The sequence below is a fragment of the Streptomyces zagrosensis genome, from assembly GCF_014203645.1.
Lineage (GTDB): Bacteria > Actinomycetota > Actinomycetes > Streptomycetales > Streptomycetaceae > Streptomyces > Streptomyces zagrosensis.
Map to the genome: position 1 here is coordinate 38,775 of NZ_JACHJL010000028.1, position 19,962 is coordinate 58,736.

The 19,962-nt window shown below is 67.7% G+C and carries 17 protein-coding genes, 1 tRNA gene and 1 pseudogene; 11 read left to right on the top strand and 8 right to left on the bottom strand.

Going from position 1 to position 19,962, the window contains the following annotated elements; all coding sequences use genetic code 11:
- The first annotated feature begins 65 nt into the window (after positions 1-65).
- The 4 genes from FHS42_RS33080 to FHS42_RS33095 all read left to right on the top strand — a co-directional run bounded on the left by FHS42_RS33080 (position 66) and on the right by FHS42_RS33095 (position 1,485).
- A complete protein-coding gene (locus FHS42_RS33080; RefSeq protein WP_184579476.1) occupies positions 66-224 on the top strand; it encodes a hypothetical protein in 159 nt (52 codons plus the stop codon).
- Positions 225-253: 29 nt separating this feature from the next.
- Complete coding sequence (locus FHS42_RS39290) at positions 254-754, top strand: DUF4190 domain-containing protein (RefSeq protein WP_246495770.1); 501 nt, start codon at positions 254-256, stop codon at positions 752-754.
- 190 nt (positions 755-944) lie between these two features.
- Positions 945-1,017: transfer RNA gene (locus FHS42_RS33090), tRNA-Arg, on the top strand.
- Positions 1,018-1,131: 114 nt separating this feature from the next.
- A complete protein-coding gene (locus tag FHS42_RS33095; RefSeq protein ID WP_184579478.1) occupies positions 1,132-1,485 on the top strand; it encodes a hypothetical protein in 354 nt (117 codons plus the stop codon).
- Between the two features lie 239 nt (positions 1,486-1,724).
- On the opposite strand, the pseudogene FHS42_RS37860 reads toward FHS42_RS33095, so the two are convergent.
- A pseudogene (locus FHS42_RS37860) lies at positions 1,725-1,880 on the bottom strand (tyrosine-type recombinase/integrase); the annotation flags it as partial.
- A gap of 391 nt (positions 1,881-2,271) precedes the next feature.
- On the opposite strand from FHS42_RS37860, the gene FHS42_RS33105 reads away from it, so the two are divergent.
- Together FHS42_RS33105 and FHS42_RS33110 are read left to right on the top strand one after the other, a co-directional pair.
- On the top strand, positions 2,272-2,733 hold the full coding sequence (locus tag FHS42_RS33105) for a helix-turn-helix domain-containing protein (protein WP_184579480.1): 462 nt from the start codon (positions 2,272-2,274) through the stop codon (positions 2,731-2,733).
- A gap of 3 nt (positions 2,734-2,736) precedes the next feature.
- Positions 2,737-3,297 carry a PIN domain-containing protein gene (locus tag FHS42_RS33110; RefSeq protein WP_184579482.1) on the top strand — a complete coding sequence of 187 codons (561 nt, stop codon included), beginning with the start codon at positions 2,737-2,739 and terminating at the stop codon, positions 3,295-3,297.
- Positions 3,298-4,084: 787 nt separating this feature from the next.
- On the opposite strand, the gene FHS42_RS33115 is transcribed toward FHS42_RS33110, so the two are convergent.
- Positions 4,085-4,633, bottom strand: coding sequence for a YceI family protein (locus tag FHS42_RS33115; protein WP_184579484.1), 549 nt, complete (start codon positions 4,631-4,633; stop codon positions 4,085-4,087).
- A gap of 200 nt (positions 4,634-4,833) precedes the next feature.
- Positions 4,834-5,307 (bottom strand): carboxymuconolactone decarboxylase family protein, encoded by a 474-nt coding sequence (locus tag FHS42_RS33120; protein ID WP_184579486.1) that lies wholly within the window; start codon positions 5,305-5,307, stop codon positions 4,834-4,836.
- Positions 5,308-5,528: 221 nt separating this feature from the next.
- Between FHS42_RS33120 and sigJ the strand changes: the two genes are divergently transcribed.
- Positions 5,529-6,425, top strand: a complete 897-nt coding sequence (sigJ, locus tag FHS42_RS33125) for an RNA polymerase sigma factor SigJ (protein WP_184579538.1) — start codon at positions 5,529-5,531, stop codon at positions 6,423-6,425.
- Between the two features lie 131 nt (positions 6,426-6,556).
- Here the strand turns inward: sigJ and FHS42_RS33130 are convergent, their stop codons facing one another.
- Together FHS42_RS33130 and FHS42_RS38855 are read right to left on the bottom strand one after the other, a co-directional pair.
- Complete coding sequence (locus tag FHS42_RS33130; protein ID WP_184579488.1) at positions 6,557-7,951, bottom strand: aldehyde dehydrogenase family protein; 1,395 nt, start codon at positions 7,949-7,951, stop codon at positions 6,557-6,559.
- A gap of 2 nt (positions 7,952-7,953) precedes the next feature.
- Entirely contained in the window at positions 7,954-10,401 is a 2,448-nt protein-coding gene (locus FHS42_RS38855; protein ID WP_312867147.1) for an aminotransferase class III-fold pyridoxal phosphate-dependent enzyme, read from the bottom strand.
- Positions 10,402-10,968: 567 nt separating this feature from the next.
- Here FHS42_RS38855 and FHS42_RS33145 point away from each other — a divergent pair.
- From FHS42_RS33145 to recQ, 3 genes are all read left to right on the top strand, one after another.
- Entirely contained in the window at positions 10,969-11,217 is a 249-nt protein-coding gene (locus FHS42_RS33145) for a hypothetical protein (protein WP_184579490.1), read from the top strand.
- A gap of 524 nt (positions 11,218-11,741) precedes the next feature.
- Positions 11,742-12,584: a class I SAM-dependent methyltransferase gene (locus FHS42_RS33150; protein ID WP_184579492.1), complete on the top strand. Its 843-nt coding sequence runs from the start codon at positions 11,742-11,744 to the stop codon at positions 12,582-12,584.
- Positions 12,585-12,889: 305 nt separating this feature from the next.
- On the top strand, positions 12,890-15,061 hold the full coding sequence (recQ, locus tag FHS42_RS33155; RefSeq protein ID WP_184579541.1) for a DNA helicase RecQ: 2,172 nt from the start codon (positions 12,890-12,892) through the stop codon (positions 15,059-15,061).
- Between the two features lie 189 nt (positions 15,062-15,250).
- Here the strand turns inward: recQ and FHS42_RS33160 are convergent, their stop codons facing one another.
- Both FHS42_RS33160 and FHS42_RS33165 read right to left on the bottom strand, forming a co-directional pair.
- On the bottom strand, positions 15,251-15,682 hold the full coding sequence (locus FHS42_RS33160) for an OsmC family protein (protein WP_184579494.1): 432 nt from the start codon (positions 15,680-15,682) through the stop codon (positions 15,251-15,253).
- A 318-nt stretch (positions 15,683-16,000) separates the two neighbouring features.
- Positions 16,001-17,014: an alpha/beta hydrolase gene (locus FHS42_RS33165; protein ID WP_184579496.1), complete on the bottom strand. Its 1,014-nt coding sequence runs from the start codon at positions 17,012-17,014 to the stop codon at positions 16,001-16,003.
- 221 nt (positions 17,015-17,235) lie between these two features.
- Here FHS42_RS33165 and FHS42_RS33170 point away from each other — a divergent pair, with 221 nt between their 5' ends.
- The gene (locus tag FHS42_RS33170; RefSeq protein ID WP_184579498.1) at positions 17,236-17,682 is read left to right on the top strand and encodes a MarR family winged helix-turn-helix transcriptional regulator; all 447 of its coding nucleotides are present in this window, start codon (positions 17,236-17,238) and stop codon (positions 17,680-17,682) included.
- A 197-nt stretch (positions 17,683-17,879) separates the two neighbouring features.
- On the opposite strand, the gene FHS42_RS33175 is transcribed toward FHS42_RS33170, so the two are convergent.
- Positions 17,880-19,748, bottom strand: a complete 1,869-nt coding sequence (locus FHS42_RS33175; protein ID WP_184579500.1) for a DUF8823 domain-containing protein — start codon at positions 19,746-19,748, stop codon at positions 17,880-17,882.
- Positions 19,749-19,962: the final 214 nt, after the last annotated feature.

Consider the following 19,962-nt stretch of genomic DNA (forward strand, 5'->3'; position numbering starts at 1 on the left):
GTTTCACCCCCGTACGCACGCTTCACAACCGACACAGACAACCAACCCGCTGGAAAGGCCAAGACATGCTCGTCCTCGTCGCACTCTTCCTCTTGATGAGCGTCGTGGTCGGCGCGGCAGCCCACACCACACTGCCTGTCTTCCTCGTCGCGGCGGCCGTCATCGGCGGCTGGCTGCTCATCTTCTCCATCCGCGAACACCGGGCGCGCACCAGGTTCCACTGACCGCCACCCCGGAGCGAAAGGAGCACACCATGAGCACCATCACCCGAAACCAAAAGCGCACCACCACCTCCCCGCAGCCGCCCCAGGCTTCGACCAGCCAGCACGCCGACCAACACACCGCTCCCCACGCCGACCCACACACCGCGTCAGGTGCGCGCACCGAGCAGCCCACCGGCCCCCACGCCGAGCAGCCCACGCAGGCACCCGCTACCGACGCTGCCCACGGCACCGCGCCCACGGCCAACTCCACCAGCGCAAGCGCGACCAAGAGCCAGCGCAAGCGCATCGACCGCCCGCGCGACGCCAACGGCATGGCAGTGGCCTCGTTCGTCCTCGGCCTGGTCGGCCTGCTGGTCTTCAACCTGGTCCTCGGCCCCTGCGCGATCGCACTGGCTACCGTCGCCCTCATCCGAGGCACCGAACGCAAGGGCCGCGCCCTGCTCGGCCTCACCCTGGGCGTGGCAGACCTGATAGTCCTGATCACACTCATCACCGCAAACGACACGGTGACCTGGCAGTTCGGCGGCTAACCAACGAGCGAGCCCCCGGGACGCGCCCCGCGCCCCCGGCCCGCCTCCTCGGTCTGCCCCCTGCCCCCGCCCCCCACCCCGCGAACACCCCCCATCCGCTACCCTGTCTTGGGCCGCCTTCACCGACGGCCCAGGCCACCATGCGGAGACCACCACCGATCTCACCCGAGACCGAGGTCCCTCACGGCCCGCCTCCGTAGCTCAGGGGATAGAGCACCGCTCTCCTAAAGCGGGTGCCGCAGGTTCGAATCCTGCCGGGGGCACGCTTAAGTAGCAGGTCAAAGGCCCTGTCGCCCGCTGGGGCGACAGGGCCTCTGCCGTCCGGCACGGATTTAGCACACACGAGATGTGCGCCGAGGGTGGGGAGCTGTACCGCGATGCCCGCTAAGGACGAACTGGCCAAGCGCCGTTACGACAACCTGGTCGACCGCCTGGAGACTCTGATGACGGCTTCACTGAAGCCTGGTTACCAGGGTTACCACGGACAGCTGGCCCTGGGCAGTGACGATCTCGAAGAGATAGGCGGCCTCAAGGACGCACGACGTGTCGCGCGCGAGGCGGGCCGTCGTCTTGGCTGGCAGCCGAAGACCCAGCTCGTGGACGGACGCCTCTTCGTCTACGACGACCGTGAGGTACCCGAAGAGATCAGCCGTCTCGCAATGCGCGACGCCGCCGAGGCAATGGACGCCTTCATGCGGCCGTACCTGAACCGGGCCCCGCGGAACAGCTGAGCGGCACCCTGCCGTCAGGTGCCGCCCCTGCCTGTCTGACGGGCAGCACCTAGCTGGCATCGGCACGGATCAGGCACACATCACGCTGCGGCGTCCTCCAGGTCCGCCACCGCCTCGGCGCCCTTGCGGGCCTTCCTCTCAGCCTTCTCCAACTTGGCCTTTGCCTTGGCCAGTTGCTTCGCCCGACGCTTGTGCATCTTCTTCGAGACCTCGTCGAGACGGTCGGGGAAGAGATGGCCCTACGTGTCCAGCGTCAGCGTCGCCGACTTGTGGCCAAGCATCGTCTGGACGACGTTGACGTCCGCGCCGCTGGCGATGGCGAGCGAGGCCGCCGTGTGGCGCAGTTTGTGCGGGGTGAGCTTGAGCTGGCCGAGGCCCGTCTTGGTGACCGCCGGGGCGAAGAACCGCTGGCCCTCTGGGGCGCACTACCCTCGCTCGGCCCGCGACCGGGTTGGTCGCGGGCCCTTGCGCGTGCCTGGGTGCGGCGGCGCTGATGCTGCACAAGGGGTGCGGTACAGATCGGTCACTAATCGCTTACTCAAGCAGGAACCAGCAGGTCAGAGCCGCGAATGCTCACACTGGTCATGCTCTCCTCCGCCGACGTCGGCGCACCACCCAGCGTTTTACCTGTTGCGTTTATTTCGTTTATTGCGAATACTGGACAACGATAGACACCGCCAGACAACGGCCAAGCCGCCACCGTCACCCACACCGCCACCCCACACCGACCGTCAAGCGACACCTCATAGGCGACGCCCAACCCGCCAGACCACCAAGGGGCGCACCATGACCAAGACCGACATCAGGCCGGTTCAACTGCCGGACGAGAAGAAGGCAACCGCCAACCAGGCCCTCACTCGCGTCCGCAGCTACCTGACTGAGCATCAGGACCTCGGACAGATCCACGTCACCGTTCAGGACGAAACCGACCGCGAGCCACTCACCCTCCCCAGGGAGGCTGTGGAGCTGCTCGCCACCCTGCTCGCCCACCTCGGCGCCGGCCGCGCCGTGTCCATCGTCCCCTCGGACGCAGAACTCACCACCCAGCAGGCCGCGGACATGCTGAATGTCTCCCGGCCCTTCTTGATCGGCCTCCTCGACGCCGGGGAGATCGGTTACCGGACCGTCGGAACGCACCGCAGAATCACAGCCTCGTCCCTGCTGGAATACAAGCGACAAGACGACCATCGACGCCGCCAAGTGGCCGACGAGCTGACCCAGCTAGGACAAGAGATGGGATTGATGTAGGCCATGCCCTTCGTCGCCGTCTACGACGCCAACGTTCTATACCCCAGCACCCTCCGCGACGTACTCATACGCGTCGCGCAGGCCGGTCTGGTGCAGGCGAAGTGGACGGACCAGATCCTGGATGAGACGTTCCGGAATCTGAAAGCGAACCGGCCAGAGCTCAATCCGGATCATCTGGACAGGACACGCAGCCTGATGGTGGGTTCCATCCGCGACGTGCTGGTCAAGGGGTACGAGCCGCTCATCGACATGCTCGAGTTGCCCGACCCCGATGACCGGCACGTCTTGGCGGCCGCCATCAAAGCCCGCGCCCAAGTCATCGTCACATCCAACCTGAAGGACTTCCCGGCCGACCGACTCACCCCGTGGGATGTAGAGGCGGTACATCCTGACGTGTTTCTGGAGGCGCAGGTCGACCTGTCCTCCCAGGTCGTATATGCCACGCTTCAGCAAATCGCCGACAGCTGGAGGACCCCACCCAATGCCGTGGTCGCAGACGTCATAACGTCCTTGGAGCGCGAAGGGCTGGTCGCGGCAGTTGCAGCGCTGCGCGCGCTCACGTGAGGCGGTTAAGGATCAGGCAACAGCATCCTCGTAGGCTGCACGTAACGCGGAGGCATGGCAGGGGGCGACAGGTGAACGGGCCCGGTTATGGTCCCTGCCTGTACGACGATGCTCTGCTGGCCGCCTGATACAGAGTTGACTGTCGAGTCCATGCCTACAGGGTTCTCCATCACCACGCCCCCACTCGCAACAAGTCTCCGGCTACATATACACCGCGCGGGAGCGGGGAACTTGGCCTTAGGAACACACGCGCACGGCCCACGACTTGGATCGATTGATCACAGCAGGCTGCATGTAGCCTCGGCTGCTGGCACGGCAGGCTGTGCTTCAGCTGGCAGCCTGCCAGCTAGGCATCCGTACAGAACGCATTCAGCACACATGAGGCTGGGAACCCCCGTGAACATGCGAGAACTACAAGCTCCCCGGCACCGGTGAGATCGTCCCGCTGTCGTAGGTCGTGCCGTCCGACAGCGACGAGGAACGGCTGCCGCTCGTCAACCCGGGAATGGCCAGCATCCTGGCCACGATCCGGGCCGAACGCCCCGCCGCGGAATACCGGGAGCCCACCGAGCAGGAGTGGCGCTACTTCCAGCAGCACTTCGAGATCCGCAAGGTCTCCCTGGGGACCTGCGGACGGCCCTACGGGCCCCTGTATGCACGAACCGGCGGTCAAGGTCCGGGACGTTTGACAGCTGCTTCTGGCATCAACGGCGGTGATCAGCCAGGGTCGGGGCGCCGTTTCGGCAACCGGTTCCCGTGGCTGTTGGGTAGACGCGCCCCATCAGGATCAGGACTGCCGTCGAATCGCGGTGACGTCGAACTCCAGCGTGACCTTCGGGCTGATGAAAACAGTGGTTGCGGCGTTCCAGTTCACGCCCCAGTCGTTGCGGTTGATCGTGGTGCTGGCCCTGAAGCCGACCCGGAGGTTGCCCTGAGGGTCGTTTTCGCCGCCGGTCAATTCGACGTCCAGGGTGACCGGTTTGGCTACGCCGCGGGCGGTCAGGTCGCCGGTGAGCTTGTAGTGGGTTTCGTCTACCTGCTCCACCGTGGCCGAGGTGAAGGTGATGGCTGGGTGGTTGTCCAGGTCCAGGAACTTGCCGCGCAGCAGGTCGTCGCGCTGCCGGTTGTGGGTGTGGATGCTCTTCGCCTGGATCACCAGGCGTACACGGGACGTTGTCGGGTGGTCGCCGTTCAGGTGCACATCGCCCTCGAACTCCCCGAAGTGCCCGCGCACCCTGGTGGACATGGTGTGCCGCGCGACGAAGCCGATGCGGGTGTGCCCGGTATCGAGGGCATAGTTGCCGGTCAGGTCGCCGAGCCTGGTGGTGATCGGCATGTGTGGTCACTCCTTGGGGGTGTGCGCAGCGTAGGTGAGACGACGTGTTCGCGCCGCGGTGGCCGGATATCGGATATCAGTTACCAGATATCGGATATCCGGCCACCGGCGGTTTCCGTGGGTCCGGCAGTGTGCCCTGGTCCCGTCCGGTGCCCTGCCCGTCTCCAACGGGGGCCGTCAGGGGTGAACAGGGCGGCTAGTCACCCGAACTGGCCGGGCTGGTAGTCGCCCGCGGGCCGCTGGGTGACGACGTTTAGGCGGTTGATGGCGTTGATGATGGCGATGAGCGACAACAGGGCGGCGAGCTGGTCCTCGTCGTAGTGCTTGGCCGCGGTCGCCCAGACCTCGTCGGGCACGCCGCCGGCCGCGTCGGCGATGCGGGTGGCCTGCTCCGCCAGCTCCAGGGCTGCGCGCTCGGCGTCGGTGAAGACCGTCGCCTCCCGCCAGACGGCGACCAGGTTGACGCGCTGCGGGGTCTCCCCCGCGTGCACGGCCTCCTTGGTGTGCATGTCCACGCAGAATCCGCAGCCATTGATTTGGCTGACGCGCAGCAGTACCAGTTCTCGTGTCGAGGGCGGCAGCGTTGAGTCCGCGACCGCCTTGCCCGCCATGACGATGTGCTTGAGAGATTTGGCCGACACTGGGTTGGCGAAGATGTCGAGACGGATTTCCACAGTGATGTCCTCCTGTTGGGCCGTTAGCGGGGACCGTGTTCGTCGTCCCAGCAGTACGACGAGACAGGCCCGCTGAATGTGAGGCGACGCGCCCACCTCACATTTCGGCGGGCTGCCCCGTCGAAGTGGTGACGGCAGACGCAGTCAAAGGGAGCGGCGACACCGTGGAGAACCAGTTCGAACCAGCAGACGGCTCGCTCGATCCGAGCCTGAGCGCGATCATGAGCGAGCGGCGTCAGTTGATCAATCTCGCGTACCGGCTCCTCGGCTCCCTGGCTGACGCCGAGGACGTCGTACAGGAGACGTACACCCGCTGGTACGCCATGTCGCCGCAGCAGCAAAAGGCCATCGAGGCTCCGGGCGGCTGGCTGACGAAGGTCGCGAGCCGCATCTGTCTCGATCAGCTCGGCTCAGCACGGGCCCGGCGCGAGCGCTATGTGGGCGAATGGATTCCGGAGCCGCTGCCCGACTCCGTGGACTGGACCGGCGGACGGCCAGGTGGCAGGACGGGCGACCCAGCCGACCACGTCACTCTCGACGAGTCGATCACCATGGCCTTCCTCATCGTGCTCGAATCGATGACCCCGGCCGAACGGGTCGCATTTGTCCTTCATGACGTTTTTCGTTACTCGTTCGCCGAAGTGGCCGACATCGTCGGCCGTACGCCGGCGGCCTGCCGCCAGTTGGCCTCCTCGGCCCGTCGTCGTCTCCGCGCCTCGCACACTCCTGCGACGGCGACTGCGACTGCGACCGCGACCGCCCAACACGCCGGTGTCATCGGGGAGTTCAAGCAGGCATGGGCCGCCAAAGACATTGACGCCCTCGTCAGCCTTCTCGACCCCGGCGTCACCGCGATCGGCGATGGAGGTGGCCTCGTCAGCGCCGCGCTCCGCCCGATCGAAGGCAGCGAGCACGTCGCGCGCTACCTCGTCGATCTCGCCGGCGAGGTACCCAACCTGGCGATGTTGGAGCGTACGGTCAACGGCCAGCCCGGCCTGGTGCTTCAGATGGACGATGTCGCCGTGGCGGTGATGTCGTTCGGCGTCAGCAACGACCGGATCACCCACATCTGGGGAGTACGGAACCCTGAGAAGCTACGGCTATGGACGACGGGCTGACGTGAACTGACCGACAACGGGCGTGTGCGAGGGCGCCGACGCCGGGAACGGAGTTCGACTCGGTGTTCGCGGCGGCGGCCCGGGCGTTTCGCGAACATCCCGGTCATGCCCTCGTACGACGTCGGCCCTCGCTACGGCGTCGCTGACGCCCCGTTCGTGAACGTCTTGCTCCGCATGAGGAACTCGCCGAGGTAGCCGTCGTGCGGCAGGCCGGGTACCAATACATGGGTCGGGTGGTCGCCGACGTGGAGGTTGCGGATGGTCGGTTCGTCGAGTAGGTGCCCAACCAGGTCGTGATCGGACGTGAGAGCGGTGAGCACCATCGTGTTGCGCAGCGGGGCGACGCCATCGGTCCGACTCCATGGTGCGATCCACACACAGGGGAACGGCAGCTCCAGGCGTGCCTGCGGGGCGTCGGCGCGGTCCAGTTGGAATACCGCCGGACGCAGCACCGCGGCTCCGCGGTCGGGTTCGTCGAGTTCGGCGACGATGGTTTCACCGCCGAGCCACGCCGTGACGCCAGCGGCCTGCGAGTGCACGAACTTCTCCAGGTTCCGTGCGGCGTCCAGTTGCCAGACCGGCAGTACGGCCCGGCTGCTTTGCGGTGGCAGTGAGGGCAGGCCGGCCAGCCGTTCGGCGACGGCCGCGGCCACCGGCCCCGGGTCCCCCTCGACGAAGACGGCTGTGGTGTTCACACATCCGGCGCCGGCCTGCTGGCTGATCGAGTCCACGATCGTGTCGAGGTGCCGCGTGAAGTCGGTGTCTGCGGTGATCAGGATCTTGGCCCGACCGGGGCCGTGGGGCAACACGGTGTTGCTGGCCCGGTACTTGTTCAGCACGGCGTCGCCGCCGTAGACCATGGCCAGGTCGGCGCCGGCGACCAGTTCGTCGGCGACGCTGTGGTCGGTGGGCAGCAGGATAACGCGATCCGTGCCGAACCCAGCCTCATGCAGGGCGGTGACCAGCCGGTGTGCGCTCAGTGGTTCGCGTCGCGAGGGCCGTACCGCGACGCGGTAGCCGAGTGCGAGCGCCTCCGCCCACTGCACGTGTATCCCGGGGTGGTTGCCGGCGGTGAGCACGGCGAATACATCGCCGCGCCGCATCCACCGCGCGGCGCTGGCACCGTGTGCCGCGTCCCTGCTGCCACGCGGTCGGGCCTGGCCGGCCGAACCGTACGCACCGGCCAGGCCCGTCGCGGTGGTGCTGGTGACCTCCCGCACGACGGAGATCGGCAGACCGCTCACCCGGGCAACAGCGTGCTCGTACTGTTCGACGGACAACCCGTTGAGGGTGGCGGTGGCGAATAACCGGCCCGCCTCGGCCAGTGCCGGTATCCGTTCGTCCAGCGGTTGCGTCTGCGCCCGCCGCAACGCCGCCAGGCTGCGCCGCACGTACAACCGCGGCACCATGCTCAGCTCGGCGACTGGCCGACCGGTGACGTCGGTGATGACTTCCTTCGCCTGCGCCCGATAGGGCCCGTTGGGGCCAAGGGCGTCGAGGTGGACCAGTGCGGAAGAGTCGGTCACCGTTAATACACCCCCTCGACGATGGTGGTGCCGCCGAATGTCGGGACCGGCTTGATGTCGGCGACCGCGTCACCGCCGAAGCCCTTGGCGGGGGGAACGCGGATCGCGGTGTCCCGTTCGAGGTTGTTGGGGATCAACATGCTGCGGCTGATGTGACTCATGACCACCTGACCGCGTTCGCCGTAGGGCACCAGCCGCCCGGTGTCCGGGGCGATGACCCGCATGCTGATGAACGGATGCGGCGGGTCGAAGGTGGACGGCTCGTCCGCGGCGAGTCCCGCTCGCTCGTACATGCCACCACCGACCATGGTGCTGCCGTAGAAGCCGAGCAGCTGCCTCTGGGGGAACACCTCGTCGCGAAGGAGGCTGCGGGTGTCGAGGTTCATCGAGGCACCGCCCCAGACGATGGTACGAACCTTGCGATTGATGAGCTCGGCCAACTCCTCGTGACCGGCCAGCGCCTCCAGCAACGGGGGCGTGGTGAAGATGACGCCGATGTCCTGGCTGCGCAAAATCCACTCGACCTGGTCAAGGATGTGTTCGAGGTACCTCTTCGTTTCCTCGAATCTTCCCTCAGCAGCGCACCTCTTGGCCCACCGAGGATCGAGGTCCACGGTGAACGGAACGCCGCCCCGACGATGCGCCAGCGTCCGGCTGATGGGACCGAATATGTGCGGCCCGCTCGGGCCGATCGTCAGCCAGTTCACCCCGCGGGGAACGCCACGATCGTCCAAAACTCCGGAGTGCCATGTGCACAGTTTCTCGTGGAGGTCGGGAAGCCAGACGACGCGCTTTGGCGAACCGGTCGTACCGCCGCTCTCGTAAACGTCCAACGGAATCTGTTCGTCCTCATATCCCCGCGGTACGAGGTCTTCTACGCGGACGTCGCGCAACTCATCGACGATGTTCGGGAACTTCGTCAGGTCGGCCTCGGTACGGATATCCTTTCGCGGATCAAAGTCCAGGCTTTTGGCCCGCTCAAGCCAGAATCGAGAACCGGTTTTGGGATGGAAGTGCCATTCCATGGCGGCGGCGAGCAGGTCCGGCATCGAGGGCGGTTGTTCCCATGCGGTGTCGAGTACCGACAAGTCCCGTGTCGGCGCCGACACCCGCCTCTTCGCCGTAGTGGCGTACTCGGTGAGCACGTCGGTCACCGCCGCCGCCACCTGGTCCGCCTCACTACGGCTCAACACCAACGGCGGGCTCAGCAAGATGGTGTTCGGGTTGTTACGGATGATGATCCCGTGGCGCTCCCTGACCAGTGGCGCGACCCAACCGGCCGACAGCGGCTCTCCGGTGGCCGGGTCCTGGGCCAGTTCGATGCCGATCATGAGGCCGATCTGGCGTACCTGGCCGACGATGGGCAACTCCTCCAACCGGCGTAGCTGGTCGCCGAGGTGGTCGCCGATCTCGACGGCTGCCGCGAGCAGGTTCTCGCGCTCGATGATGTCGAGGTTTTCCAGTGCCACCGCACAGCCGGTCGCGTGACCGCTGTAGGTGTACCCCCCGATGAACCCCTCGTCACGAGTGACGACATCCGCCACATGGCCGGCCACCAGCAGTGCGCCCATCGGGAAGTAGCCCGAGGTCAAGCCCTTGGCGGTGACGATGAAGTCGGGCGTGATGCCCATCGGCTCCGCGGCGAACCAGTGCCCGATCCGGCCGAGCCCGGTGATGACCTCGTCAAGAATGAGGAGAATGCCATGGGCCGCCAGTAGTTCGCGCACCCGCGGCCAGTAGTCGTGCGGCGGTATGACCACGCCGCCCGCGCCGAGGATCGGCTCGCCGATCATGACCGCGATCTGGTCCGCACCGATTTCCTCGATCGTCTGCCGCAGCTCGCGCAGGCAGAACTCGGTGGGGTCCTCACCGCCGTACAGCTCCGGATGGAAGGGCATCGGCGGCGTCAGGTGCCGGACGTGGGGCAGCATGGGCCCGAAGCCGTTGTGGAACATGGGCATACCGGTCGCCGCGCCGCCACCGTACGTGACCCCGTGGTAGCCGAAGTTGCGGGCAAGGACCCAGGTCCGCTCCGGCTCGCCACGTCGATGGTGGTAGAGCCGGGCCATCCGCAGCGCGGCATCGACCGCTTCGGCACCGCCGCTCGTGAAGTACACCCGCTCCATCGGAGAAGGCGCGATGTCGATGAGCCGGCTGGCCAGCTTGATCGAGGGTTCGTTGGTGAACTCGTGGAAGCTGCTGAAGTATTCCAGTTTCGACATCTGCCCGGCCGCGACGTCGACCAACTCGCGCCGCCCATGCCCCACGTGGCCGAGCATGAGCCCGCCGGTGGCATCCAGGTACTCGCGGCCGTGCGCGTCGCGTAACTGACAGCCAGAGCCTTCCACCATGACGATGCGTTCAGTGTCAGCACCGGCCAGGTGCGGGTGGATCAACCGGGATTGGTCACTCTTTACCAGGGCGTCTACATCTACTAGCGGTGCCGTCATTGCGTCCTCACATCGACAATATGCGGAAAGTTTCATTCCTAATGTCCTTTGGGGGGACGACTAGTGTGCAGCAAAGGGAAGGGAAAAGGGATAGGCCCGAGAGAAATAGGTCAGAGTGTGGACAAGAAGGAACGAAACTAGCCCGCGCGGGCCGTCCTGGATCTTCTCCGTTTCGCTGTTGACCGGTGTCTAATTCAGCGCGACTCGCGCCTTTTCCGGCCGTAAACGCGTCGAAGGTAAACACAAACCCAAAGCTTCTTCGCTTTGATCGGCGGTGCATCAACGTTCTGTGGCCACTCCTGCGCCATCCGTGATATCAACCCACACCACTGATCACGGCCACCGCTCGACCAAGGCAGGAGGGAGCCAGCCGGTAGCCGCGAACCGCCCCAAAGCGCCCAGTGAGCATGCCCGCCGGTTCGGTCTTCATGAACGGCGTGCCGGCGGAGGTCTTTGCGTACAAGACGGCGACCCATGGCGAAGGTGCGCCACCTGGCGAGGCGTGCCGTGGTGCCGCCGCGTGCGCTGCGAGCGTCGGGGCCGCCGGGCGAGGAGGACAATGGACCCATGGCCCTACCTAAAACGCACCACTGCTCGGCCTGCTCGGACGACGCCTCGCCCGAGACCATCGTCCATGAGGACCTCGTCATCGGAGCACCGCTGTCCATGGACGAGCTCACCGAGGAGCAGCGCCTCAACCGGTTCGCCAGCAAATACGCCCACGACGGCTGCCAGGTGAAGGAAGTCCGGCGAGTTCCACACGATAATTTGAGCGGATACGCCTGGTCTGTCCTCTTTGTTCAAAATCCCTCATAAGGGCACCACGGGAAGGACACCACAGGGAGAGCTTCGGGAAAGGCCGCCGCTTCCCTGACGCACCGGGACTGGCGCCGCCGAGAAGATCACGGCGCTGAGCGGCCCCCCACCGCGGGTGGCGCAGACAGTGACCCCGCCGAAGCCTCGGCGTGTACGCCCCAGACCGATCACGGTCTGGGGCGTTCGGGCACCCTGGCCCGGACGGCCACTCCTGCCCCGCGGGGGCCTACGGCGCCGAGCGGCGCGGGGCGCTGGGGCCCCGGAGCGCTGGGGCCTCAGCGGCCCTGGAGCGCTGTAGTCCTGCGGCCCCCGGAGCCCTCGGAGCCCCCGGAGCCACGCGATCACGCTTCGTCGTTTCCGGGCCAGTTGGGCTCCTTTGGGGCGGTGTCGCCCTGCCCCCTTCCCCTGGCAGCCCGACCTGGCCTGATGTGATCAGGACGGCGGGTGTGGGCCGCTGCCACGATGAGAGTTCGCCGGATCAAGGTTCGTCGGAGAACTCGGCGAACAACGTCGGGAGGGTTTTCATGCAGGTTGGACAGCCCAGCCTTACTGCGCGAGCGGCTGCTGCGCTGCGGGCTGCGCACCAGGAGTTGGATGGCGGGCGGGTCTTTGCTGACCCGCTGGCGCTGCGGATCTTGGGGCCGTACGCCGATGATCCGCTGTGCGCCATCGCCTTTGAGCCGGAGCGGGAGGCCGTACGAGTCGCGGTCGCCTCGCGCTCGCGGTACGCCGAGGAGGCGGCGGCCGTCGCGGTCGCCGAGCGGAAGGTGCAGCAGGTCGTCGTGCTGGGGGCTGGGCTCGACACCTTCGGGTACCGCAATCCGCACGGCGCTGCTGGGGTCCGGGTGTTTGAGGTCGATTACCCGGCCACGCATGACTGGAAGCAGCGGCGGCTTGTGGAGGCCGGCATCGCGGTGCCCGACTCGCTGACCTTCGCACCCGTGGACTTCGAGCAGTCCAGTCTGGCCGAGGGGCTTACGGCGGCGGGGTTCGACTCCGAGCGCCCGGGGTTCTTCATATGCCTCGGTGTCATCCCGTATCTGACGCCCGACGCCATATCCAGCACGCTCGGCTTCGTCGCGTCCCTGCCCGCCGGCTCCGAGATCGTCTTCGACTACGGCGAGCCGCCCAGCTCTCTCGCGCCCGAGCACCGCGCCGCTCATGAGCAGCGTGCGGAGTGGGCGGCGAAGTACGGCGAGCCCTTCCGCAGCCTCTTCTCCCCCGGCGAACTCGCCGACTTGCTCCGTGGGTTCGGGTTCTCTTCGCTCGATGATGTGCTGTACAGCGAGTTGGCCTATCGGTACGAGCAGGACATGGCCGATCAGATCGAGGGTGTGGGGGCCCACGTGGTGCGGGCCGTGGTGTAGGCCTGCTGGGAGGCGCGCGGCCGGCCGGTTGGCTGCTGGGAGGCGCGCGGCCGGCCGGTTGGCTGCTGGGAGGATGGATGGCTGGTGTCCGCTGTCGGAGGCCGGGCCTGCCTGCCTTCGGCCGGCTCTGGGCCGGGCCCGGCCGGCTGCGTAGGCCGCTGGTCACTGCCGACCGGCCGTGCTGGTCCCCGCGAGTCCCACGAGTCCTTTCTCTCCTTGCGCGAAACGGCCCGTGGCACCCGCTGCGATCCTCGTAGAATGCCCGAATGACTCCCCCTCCCCTCGATCACGACCTCGGCGATGCCATGGCGGCCTCCGAGGCCGACGACGTGCCCGCGGACCACGACGGCGGGCACCCGGATCGCGACGGGAGCGGTGGGGCGTCCCCGGCCGTCCGCGTGCTGCGGCGAGTCTTCGGTTACGACGCCTTCCGCGGCCCGCAGGAAGAGATCATCGAGCATGTCGTCAGTGGTGGCGACGCGCTCGTGTTGATGCCGACCGGTGGCGGAAAGTCGCTTTGCTACCAGATTCCGGCCCTCGTACGAAACGGCGTCGGCATCGTCGTATCGCCGTTGATCGCGCTCATGCAGGACCAGGTCGATGCGCTGCGGGCGCTCGGCGTGCGGGCCGGTTTTCTCAATTCCACGCAGGATTTCGAGGAGCGGCAGGCAGTCGAGGCGGCTTTCCTCGCCGGGGAGCTTGATCTGCTCTATCTGGCGCCGGAGCGGCTGCGTACGGAATCCGCGCTGCGGTTGCTCGACCGTGGCACGATCTCGCTGTTCGCCATCGATGAGGCGCACTGTGTCGCGCAGTGGGGCCACGACTTTCGCCCCGACTATCTGACCCTGTCCACGCTGCACGAGCGATGGCCCACCGTGCCGCGCATCGCGCTCACCGCGACCGCCACCGAGGCCACCCACGACGAGATCGCGGTACGGCTCAACCTCAAGGACGCCCGGCACTTCGTCGCGAGCTTCGACCGGCCGAACATCCAATACCGCATCGCCCCGAAGAACGAGCCGAAGAAGCAGCTCCTCACGCTGTTGCGGGCCGAGCACCCCGGCGATGCGGGCATCGTCTACTGCCTCTCTCGTGGCTCGGTCGAAAAGACCGCCGACTTCTTGGTGCGCAGCGGCATCGACGCGCTGCCGTACCACGCCGGACTCGACTCGCGAGTACGCGCCGCCAACCAGTCCCGCTTTCTACGTGACGACGGCGTGGTCATGGTCGCCACCATCGCCTTCGGGATGGGCATCGACAAGCCGGACGTACGGTTCGTCGCCCATCTCGACCTGCCCAAGTCCGTCGAGGGCTACTACCAGGAGACCGGCCGCGCAGGGCGGGACGGGCTGCCGTCCACCGCGTGGCTCGCGTACGGGTACCAGGACGTCGTCCAGCAACGGAAGATGATCGAGGGCTCCGAAGGCGACGACGCGCACCGGCGTCGCCTCGGCAGCCATCTGGACGCGATGCTCGCACTGTGCGAAACGGTCGAGTGCCGCCGGGAGCGGCTGCTCGCGTACTTCGGCGAGGAATCCACCCCGTGCGGCAACTGCGACACCTGCCTGACACCGCCGGCCTCCTGGGACGGCACGGTCGCCGCGCAGAAGATGCTGTCCACGGTGGTACGGCTGCACCGCGAGCGGCGGCAGAAGTTCGGCGTCGGGCAGATCGTGGACATCCTGCTCGGCAAGAAGAGCGCCAAGGTGATTCAGCACGACCACGACACGCTGTCCGTTTTCGGCATCGGCGCGGAGTTGTCCGATGCCGAATGGCGGGGCGTGGCACGGCAGTTGTTGGCCCAGCGGTTGCTCACCGTGGAAGGTGAGTACGGGACGCTGGTCCTCACCGACACCAGCGGCGATGTGCTCAGCGGTCGCCGCAAGGTGCCGCTGCGGCGCGACCCGGAACCGGCCAAGCGTGCCGCCAAGGCCGATGCCAGGGGCGGCGGCAGCGGTGGTTCGCGGCGGGCCGCGGTCGTCGATCTTCCGGAGACGGCCGTACCGGTCTTCGAGCGGCTACGCGGCTGGCGTGCGGCGACCGCGAAGGAGCAGGGCGTACCGGCGTACGTCATCTTCCACGACGCGACGCTGCGCGAGATCGTCATGGGTGCCCCCACGACGCTCGACGAGCTGGGCACGGTGAACGGCGTCGGTGAGAACAAGCTGGCCAAGTACGGGCAGCCCATCCTCGAGGTGCTGGCCGAGCTGCGGGACGAGGGGGTCTTGACCGCCGGGTCCACACCGGCTGCGGGTGGGGCGGCGGCCCCGGCTGCGGATGAGGCAGCGGCCCCGGTTGTGGCTGGGCCCCGATCCGGGGTGCGGCCGGCCGCGGCGCCAGTCGGCAGCTCGATCGCCGCGCCCGCCGGCGCCGGAGCCAGCGATTCCAGGCCCCGGGCCGCGGCGGCCGACTCCGGGTACGACTGGTCCGACGAGGAGCCGGAGCCGGAGCCGCCGTACTGGGACGAGGGCGCCTAGAAGACGCCTAGAGGGCGCCTACCTAACGGACGGCGTACGGGCGTACGGCGTCCGTAGGGCGAGCCCGACGCGGGCGTCGAACCCGGCACTCCAGCAGAGCCGGTACGCCGCAGGGCCGGGCGCGCCGTGCGGCTGTTAGGCCCGCGGACGGCGGCGTCCGGCCCCGCGTGTCGGGTCACGTCGGGTCGGTCAGGACAGCAGCTCGGCCTGGAGCGTGATGTTCTTGACGCCCGCGAGGGCCTGGCTGACCGGGCAGTTGGCCTTGGCGTCCTGCGCCGCTGCCTGGAAGTCGTCCTCGGACAGGCCGGGGACGCGGGCCTTGACGGTCAGCACGATGCCCGTGATGCCCTCACCGGGCTGGAAGGTGACATCGGCCTGGGTGTCCACCGATTCGACGGTGAAGCCCTTGCCCGCGAGGCCGTGCGAGAAGGCCATCGAGTAGCAGGAGGAGTGCGCCGCCGCGATCAGTTCCTCCGGGCTGGTCTTGCCACCCGGCGTCTCGGAACGGGCCGGCCAGCTCACGTCGTACGTACCGAGCTTGGAGGAGTCCAGGGCCACGGTGCCCTTGCCCTCCAGCAGGTTGCCTGCCCAGTGAGTGGTGGCGGTGCGCGTTGTTGCCATGCGGGTGCTCCCGGTTGTTGGCGGTAAGGCGGTATGTGCTGTCTAGCTTAGGTGCGAAGCGGAGCCAGCGGTGGCCGGCTGTCCGGCGATCGGGCAACGTCCGCCCTACGGGATTTCGGCCACCAGATGACGGGCCGATCGCGCTGGCCGCAGGCCCGGTGGAGGTGGGATGACGAGGGCGGCGGATGGGCCGCCATGTCTCGCGGATGGGCGGCGGTCCGGACAGGGGATGTGCGCTGTGCGCAGGTGCGGCCCACCGGGCCGGCAACTGTACTACCCGAGAACGCAGTTGGGCGGCTTTGGGTGCCTTTGAGTGCCTTACGCAGCGCCGGTGGCCGTGTCGATGGCCGTGCCGGTGGCCGCGTGGGAAGTCGTGCCCAGGGCGGTGCGCAGGGTGGCGATGGCTTGGTTGATGGCGGCTTCGGCGGCGTGGGTTTCCCGCAGGGCGTTGAGCATGACGAAGTCGTGGATGACGCCCTGGTAGCGCACCGCGGTGACCGGGACGCCGGCCCGGCGCAGCTTGTTGGCGTACGCCTCGCCCTCGTCGCGCAGGACGTCGGCCTCGGCGGTGATGACCAGCGCCGGCGGCAGCCCCGTGAGCTGCTCGACCGTGGCGCGTAGCGGTGAGGCGGTGATCTCGGCGCGCTGGTTCTCGTCGGTGGCGTACTGGTCCCAGAACCACTGCATGCCGTCGCGGCGCAGGAAGTAGCCCTTCGCGAACTGGTGGTAGGACGCGGTGTCGAAGCTCGCGTCGGTGACCGGGTAGAAGAGCACCTGCTGCACGAGGGGCACGTCGCCTCGCTCCTTGGCCATCAGGGTCAGCGCGGCCGTCATGTTGCCGCCGACCGAGTCGCCGGCTACGGCGATACGAGTGGCGTCCAGGCCCTTGGCGATGCCATCGGTGACGACCCAGCGGGCGACGGCGTAGTTCTGCTCGATGGCGACCGGGTAACGGGCCTCGGGCGAGAGGTCGTACTCGGGGAAGACGACGGCGGCCCGGGCGCCGACTGCCAGTTCGCGCACCAGCCGGTCGTGGGTGTGGGCGTTGCCGAACACCCAGCCGGCGCCGTGCAGATAGATGATCACCGGCAACTGGCCGTCGGCGTCCGCCGGTCGGACGATGCGGGCCCGGACCGAACCGGTCGGTCCGCCCGGCACGGTCACCCACTCCTCGGCGATCTCCGGCTTGTGGATCTCGCCGGACTGCACCTCGTTGACGGCCTTGCGGCCCTCGGCCGGGTCCAGGTCGAACAGGTACGGCGGGTTGGCGGTGGCCTCGGCGAACGCCGCGGCGGCGGGCTCAAGGACCGGCTCAGTGGTGGTCTTGGACATGGGGGGCTCCTCACAGGGCGTGCCGGCAGGGCTTTGTCGGCGGGGCGTTGTCGGCGGGGCGTTGTCGGCGGGGTGATGTGCAGGCCATCCGGTGGGCACAACCAGAAAGGTACACCCCGATTAAGTCGTGCACAACTTAATCGGACGCGACATGATCGTGGGCGTTTGGAACGGTAGAATGGAGTCAGCCGAGCCGATCAGCCGACGTAAGGACCCATGCCATGGACCAGGCCACGACACGCGGCTCGCTCCTGCTTGAGGATCAACTGTGCTTCGCCCTGTACGCCGCGTCGCGGTCCGTCACCGCTGGCTACCGGCCCTTGCTGGACGAACTGGGGCTGACTTACCCGCAGTACCTGGTCATGCTCGTGCTGTGGGAGCGGGACCAGGTCCCCGTCCGGGACCTCGGCGCCGCGCTCCACCTGGAATCCAGCACCCTGTCTCCGCTGCTCAAGCGGCTGGAGGCCAGCGGCCTGATCCGCCGCGAACGGCGCGCCGACGACGAACGCTCCGTCGCGGTAAGCCTCACCCAGGCCGGTACGGACCTCCGGGAGAAGGCTCGCGCCATCCCCTCGGCCATCGGCGAGACCATGGGCCTGACCCCCGAGCAGCGCGCCACGGCCATACACCTGCTTCGCCTGCTCACCGCCAACGCCGCCGGCAACTGACCACCGGCACATCACCAGCGCATCACCAACGGATGACCGGCAGGCGGCTTGGCTGGCCGGCCGGCGGGCAGCGCTCGCCAAACTCCCCAAGGACGCAGGACGCCCCTCACCAGCTGCCGGCGGGCAACAAGGGCCACACCTCAATGGCGGGCCCGCCCAGCTTCGCGGGCGGGCAGCAGGCCCGGCTACCCGCTCCGCTACTCCTGCATCTCGTCGGGACACGGCGTCCCGCGCGGCAACTGGTACGGCGCCGCGATGTGGTAGGTGCCCGCATACGGTGCGTGCAGCACCGTCCACTCGTCCTCCGGCTGCCCGTCCTTCGCCTCCACGACCCGCTTGGTCAAACAGCCGTTGAGGTTGACCGGAACGCCACCATCGATGTCGGACTTCGGCGGCTTGATGCTCTTACCCTTACGGTCCACGAGGCCAAGCCACGGCGAGTACGGGACGCGGATGAGGACCGGGCCCGCCTTCTTCACGTTGATGGTGAGCTTGTCGGGCTCCGCGCTCTCCAGCTTCGCGGGCGGCTCGGCGACGGGCGTCGGGTTGTTGACCGCGTACAGCTTCCAGCTTCCGTTCGACCACAGCTCCCGCAGATACGGCAACCCCTCGGTGATCAGCTCCGCTTCCTTCTCGCCGGCGTTGTCCACCTTGCCCGCTGGCAGCACGACGTAGTGCACCGCCCAGCGCTTCAGCCAGGAGTGGTAGCTGTGCGGGGTGAGGGAGTCGTCGTAGAAGAGGGGGTTGCGCTCCAGGTCGGCCTGTCGGTTCCAGCCGCGGGCGAGGTTGACGTACCGCAGCAGGGCGGACGACTCGCGGTGGCTCTTGGCCGGCACGACCTCGACCCGGCCCTTCTTGGCGTCCACCTTCTCGAACTGGTCGAGCAGCGGGGCAAGCTCCCGAGCCCACGCGGCGGACGGGGTGGTGTTGATGATGTCGTCCGCCGACTTGAAGCCCTGCCACACCGTGACCGCCACGATCGCGGTGACCAGCGCTACCCACTTACGCCCGCTGCGCAGCAGTTCCGCACGGCTGGGCCGGCGGAACTCGGGCAGCGCGGCGAGCAGCACCACGCCGCCGAAGAGCATGCCCAGGCGGGTGATGTTGCTGCCGATCTGGGACGGGACCAGCCAGGCAAGCAGCACGCCGAACGCGTACAGACCGCCGACGAAGCGCACCGTGCGCCAGCCTGGCGGCGAAAAGACCAACGCACCCACGCCGCACAGGAACGGCAGTATGGCCGACCACAGGCCCATGGGCTGCTCACCGGAGAACGGGAACAACCACGACGAAAGCCCCACCACGATCGTGGGCGTGACACCGAGCGCGTAGGCGGCCCAGCGCCGCTTCGTCAGCCACAGCGCCGCTGCCACGATGCCAACAAAGAGCCCGGCCACCGGGCTGGCCATGGTGGACAAGGCCGCGAACAGGGCCGCAAGCAGCCACCGCAGCGTCCGGTGCAGCGCTCGCGTGGAGCGCCACCTCGTGGGCCACGCGAAGATGACGGCAAGCGCGGCGAGCCCGAACATCGTGCCGAGCCCGAAGGTCACCCGCCCCGAGATGGCGTTGCAGACCAACCCGAACGCCGCGTACAGCGCGGGCCACAGCGGACGTCGTACGACACGGCTACGCACCAGCAGCAGCGCCACGAGTCCGGCGGACAGCGTGCCCGCTATCACCATCGTGGTGCGGACGCCGAGCACCGCCATCAAATAGGGCGAGATCACGCTGTACGAGACGGGGTGCATGCCCCCGTACCAGGCGAGGTTGTACGCCGAACCTGGGTGCTGGAGCGCGAACTCCGCCCAGGCGTCCTGCGCGGCCATGTCGCCGCCGCTGTTGGCGACCACCAGCACCCACACGAGGTGCAGCAGACCGGCAAAGATCAGCGCAGCCGGAATCGGGTGCCACAGTGCGCGGGCGATTCGGCGAAGCATGCCTGGCCGCTCCTGGGTGTCAGGTGAGCCGCCTTCGCCCTCCCCTGACCGCCGCTGCGCGGGTACCCGTATCGGTCCGGTGGCGTTCGCGTCGCCCTGCTCGGCCCGCGCTGGATCAACGGTGGTCACTACGGCTCTTCCCGTCTTCCCCGAGGGTCTTCCCCATCTTCAACGCTCTCCGGGTCTGTCTGCCACCCGGTTGACTCGCGTCGGTCGCGCCACGGGATGACTGCGATAGCGGCCGATCGGCCTTCGCGACGCTAGCACGCGCAGGCGTCACGCCAAGGCCGCAGAGAGCGCCTGACCTCGACATTCGCCAACCCTTCACCGATCCTCTGTGCCC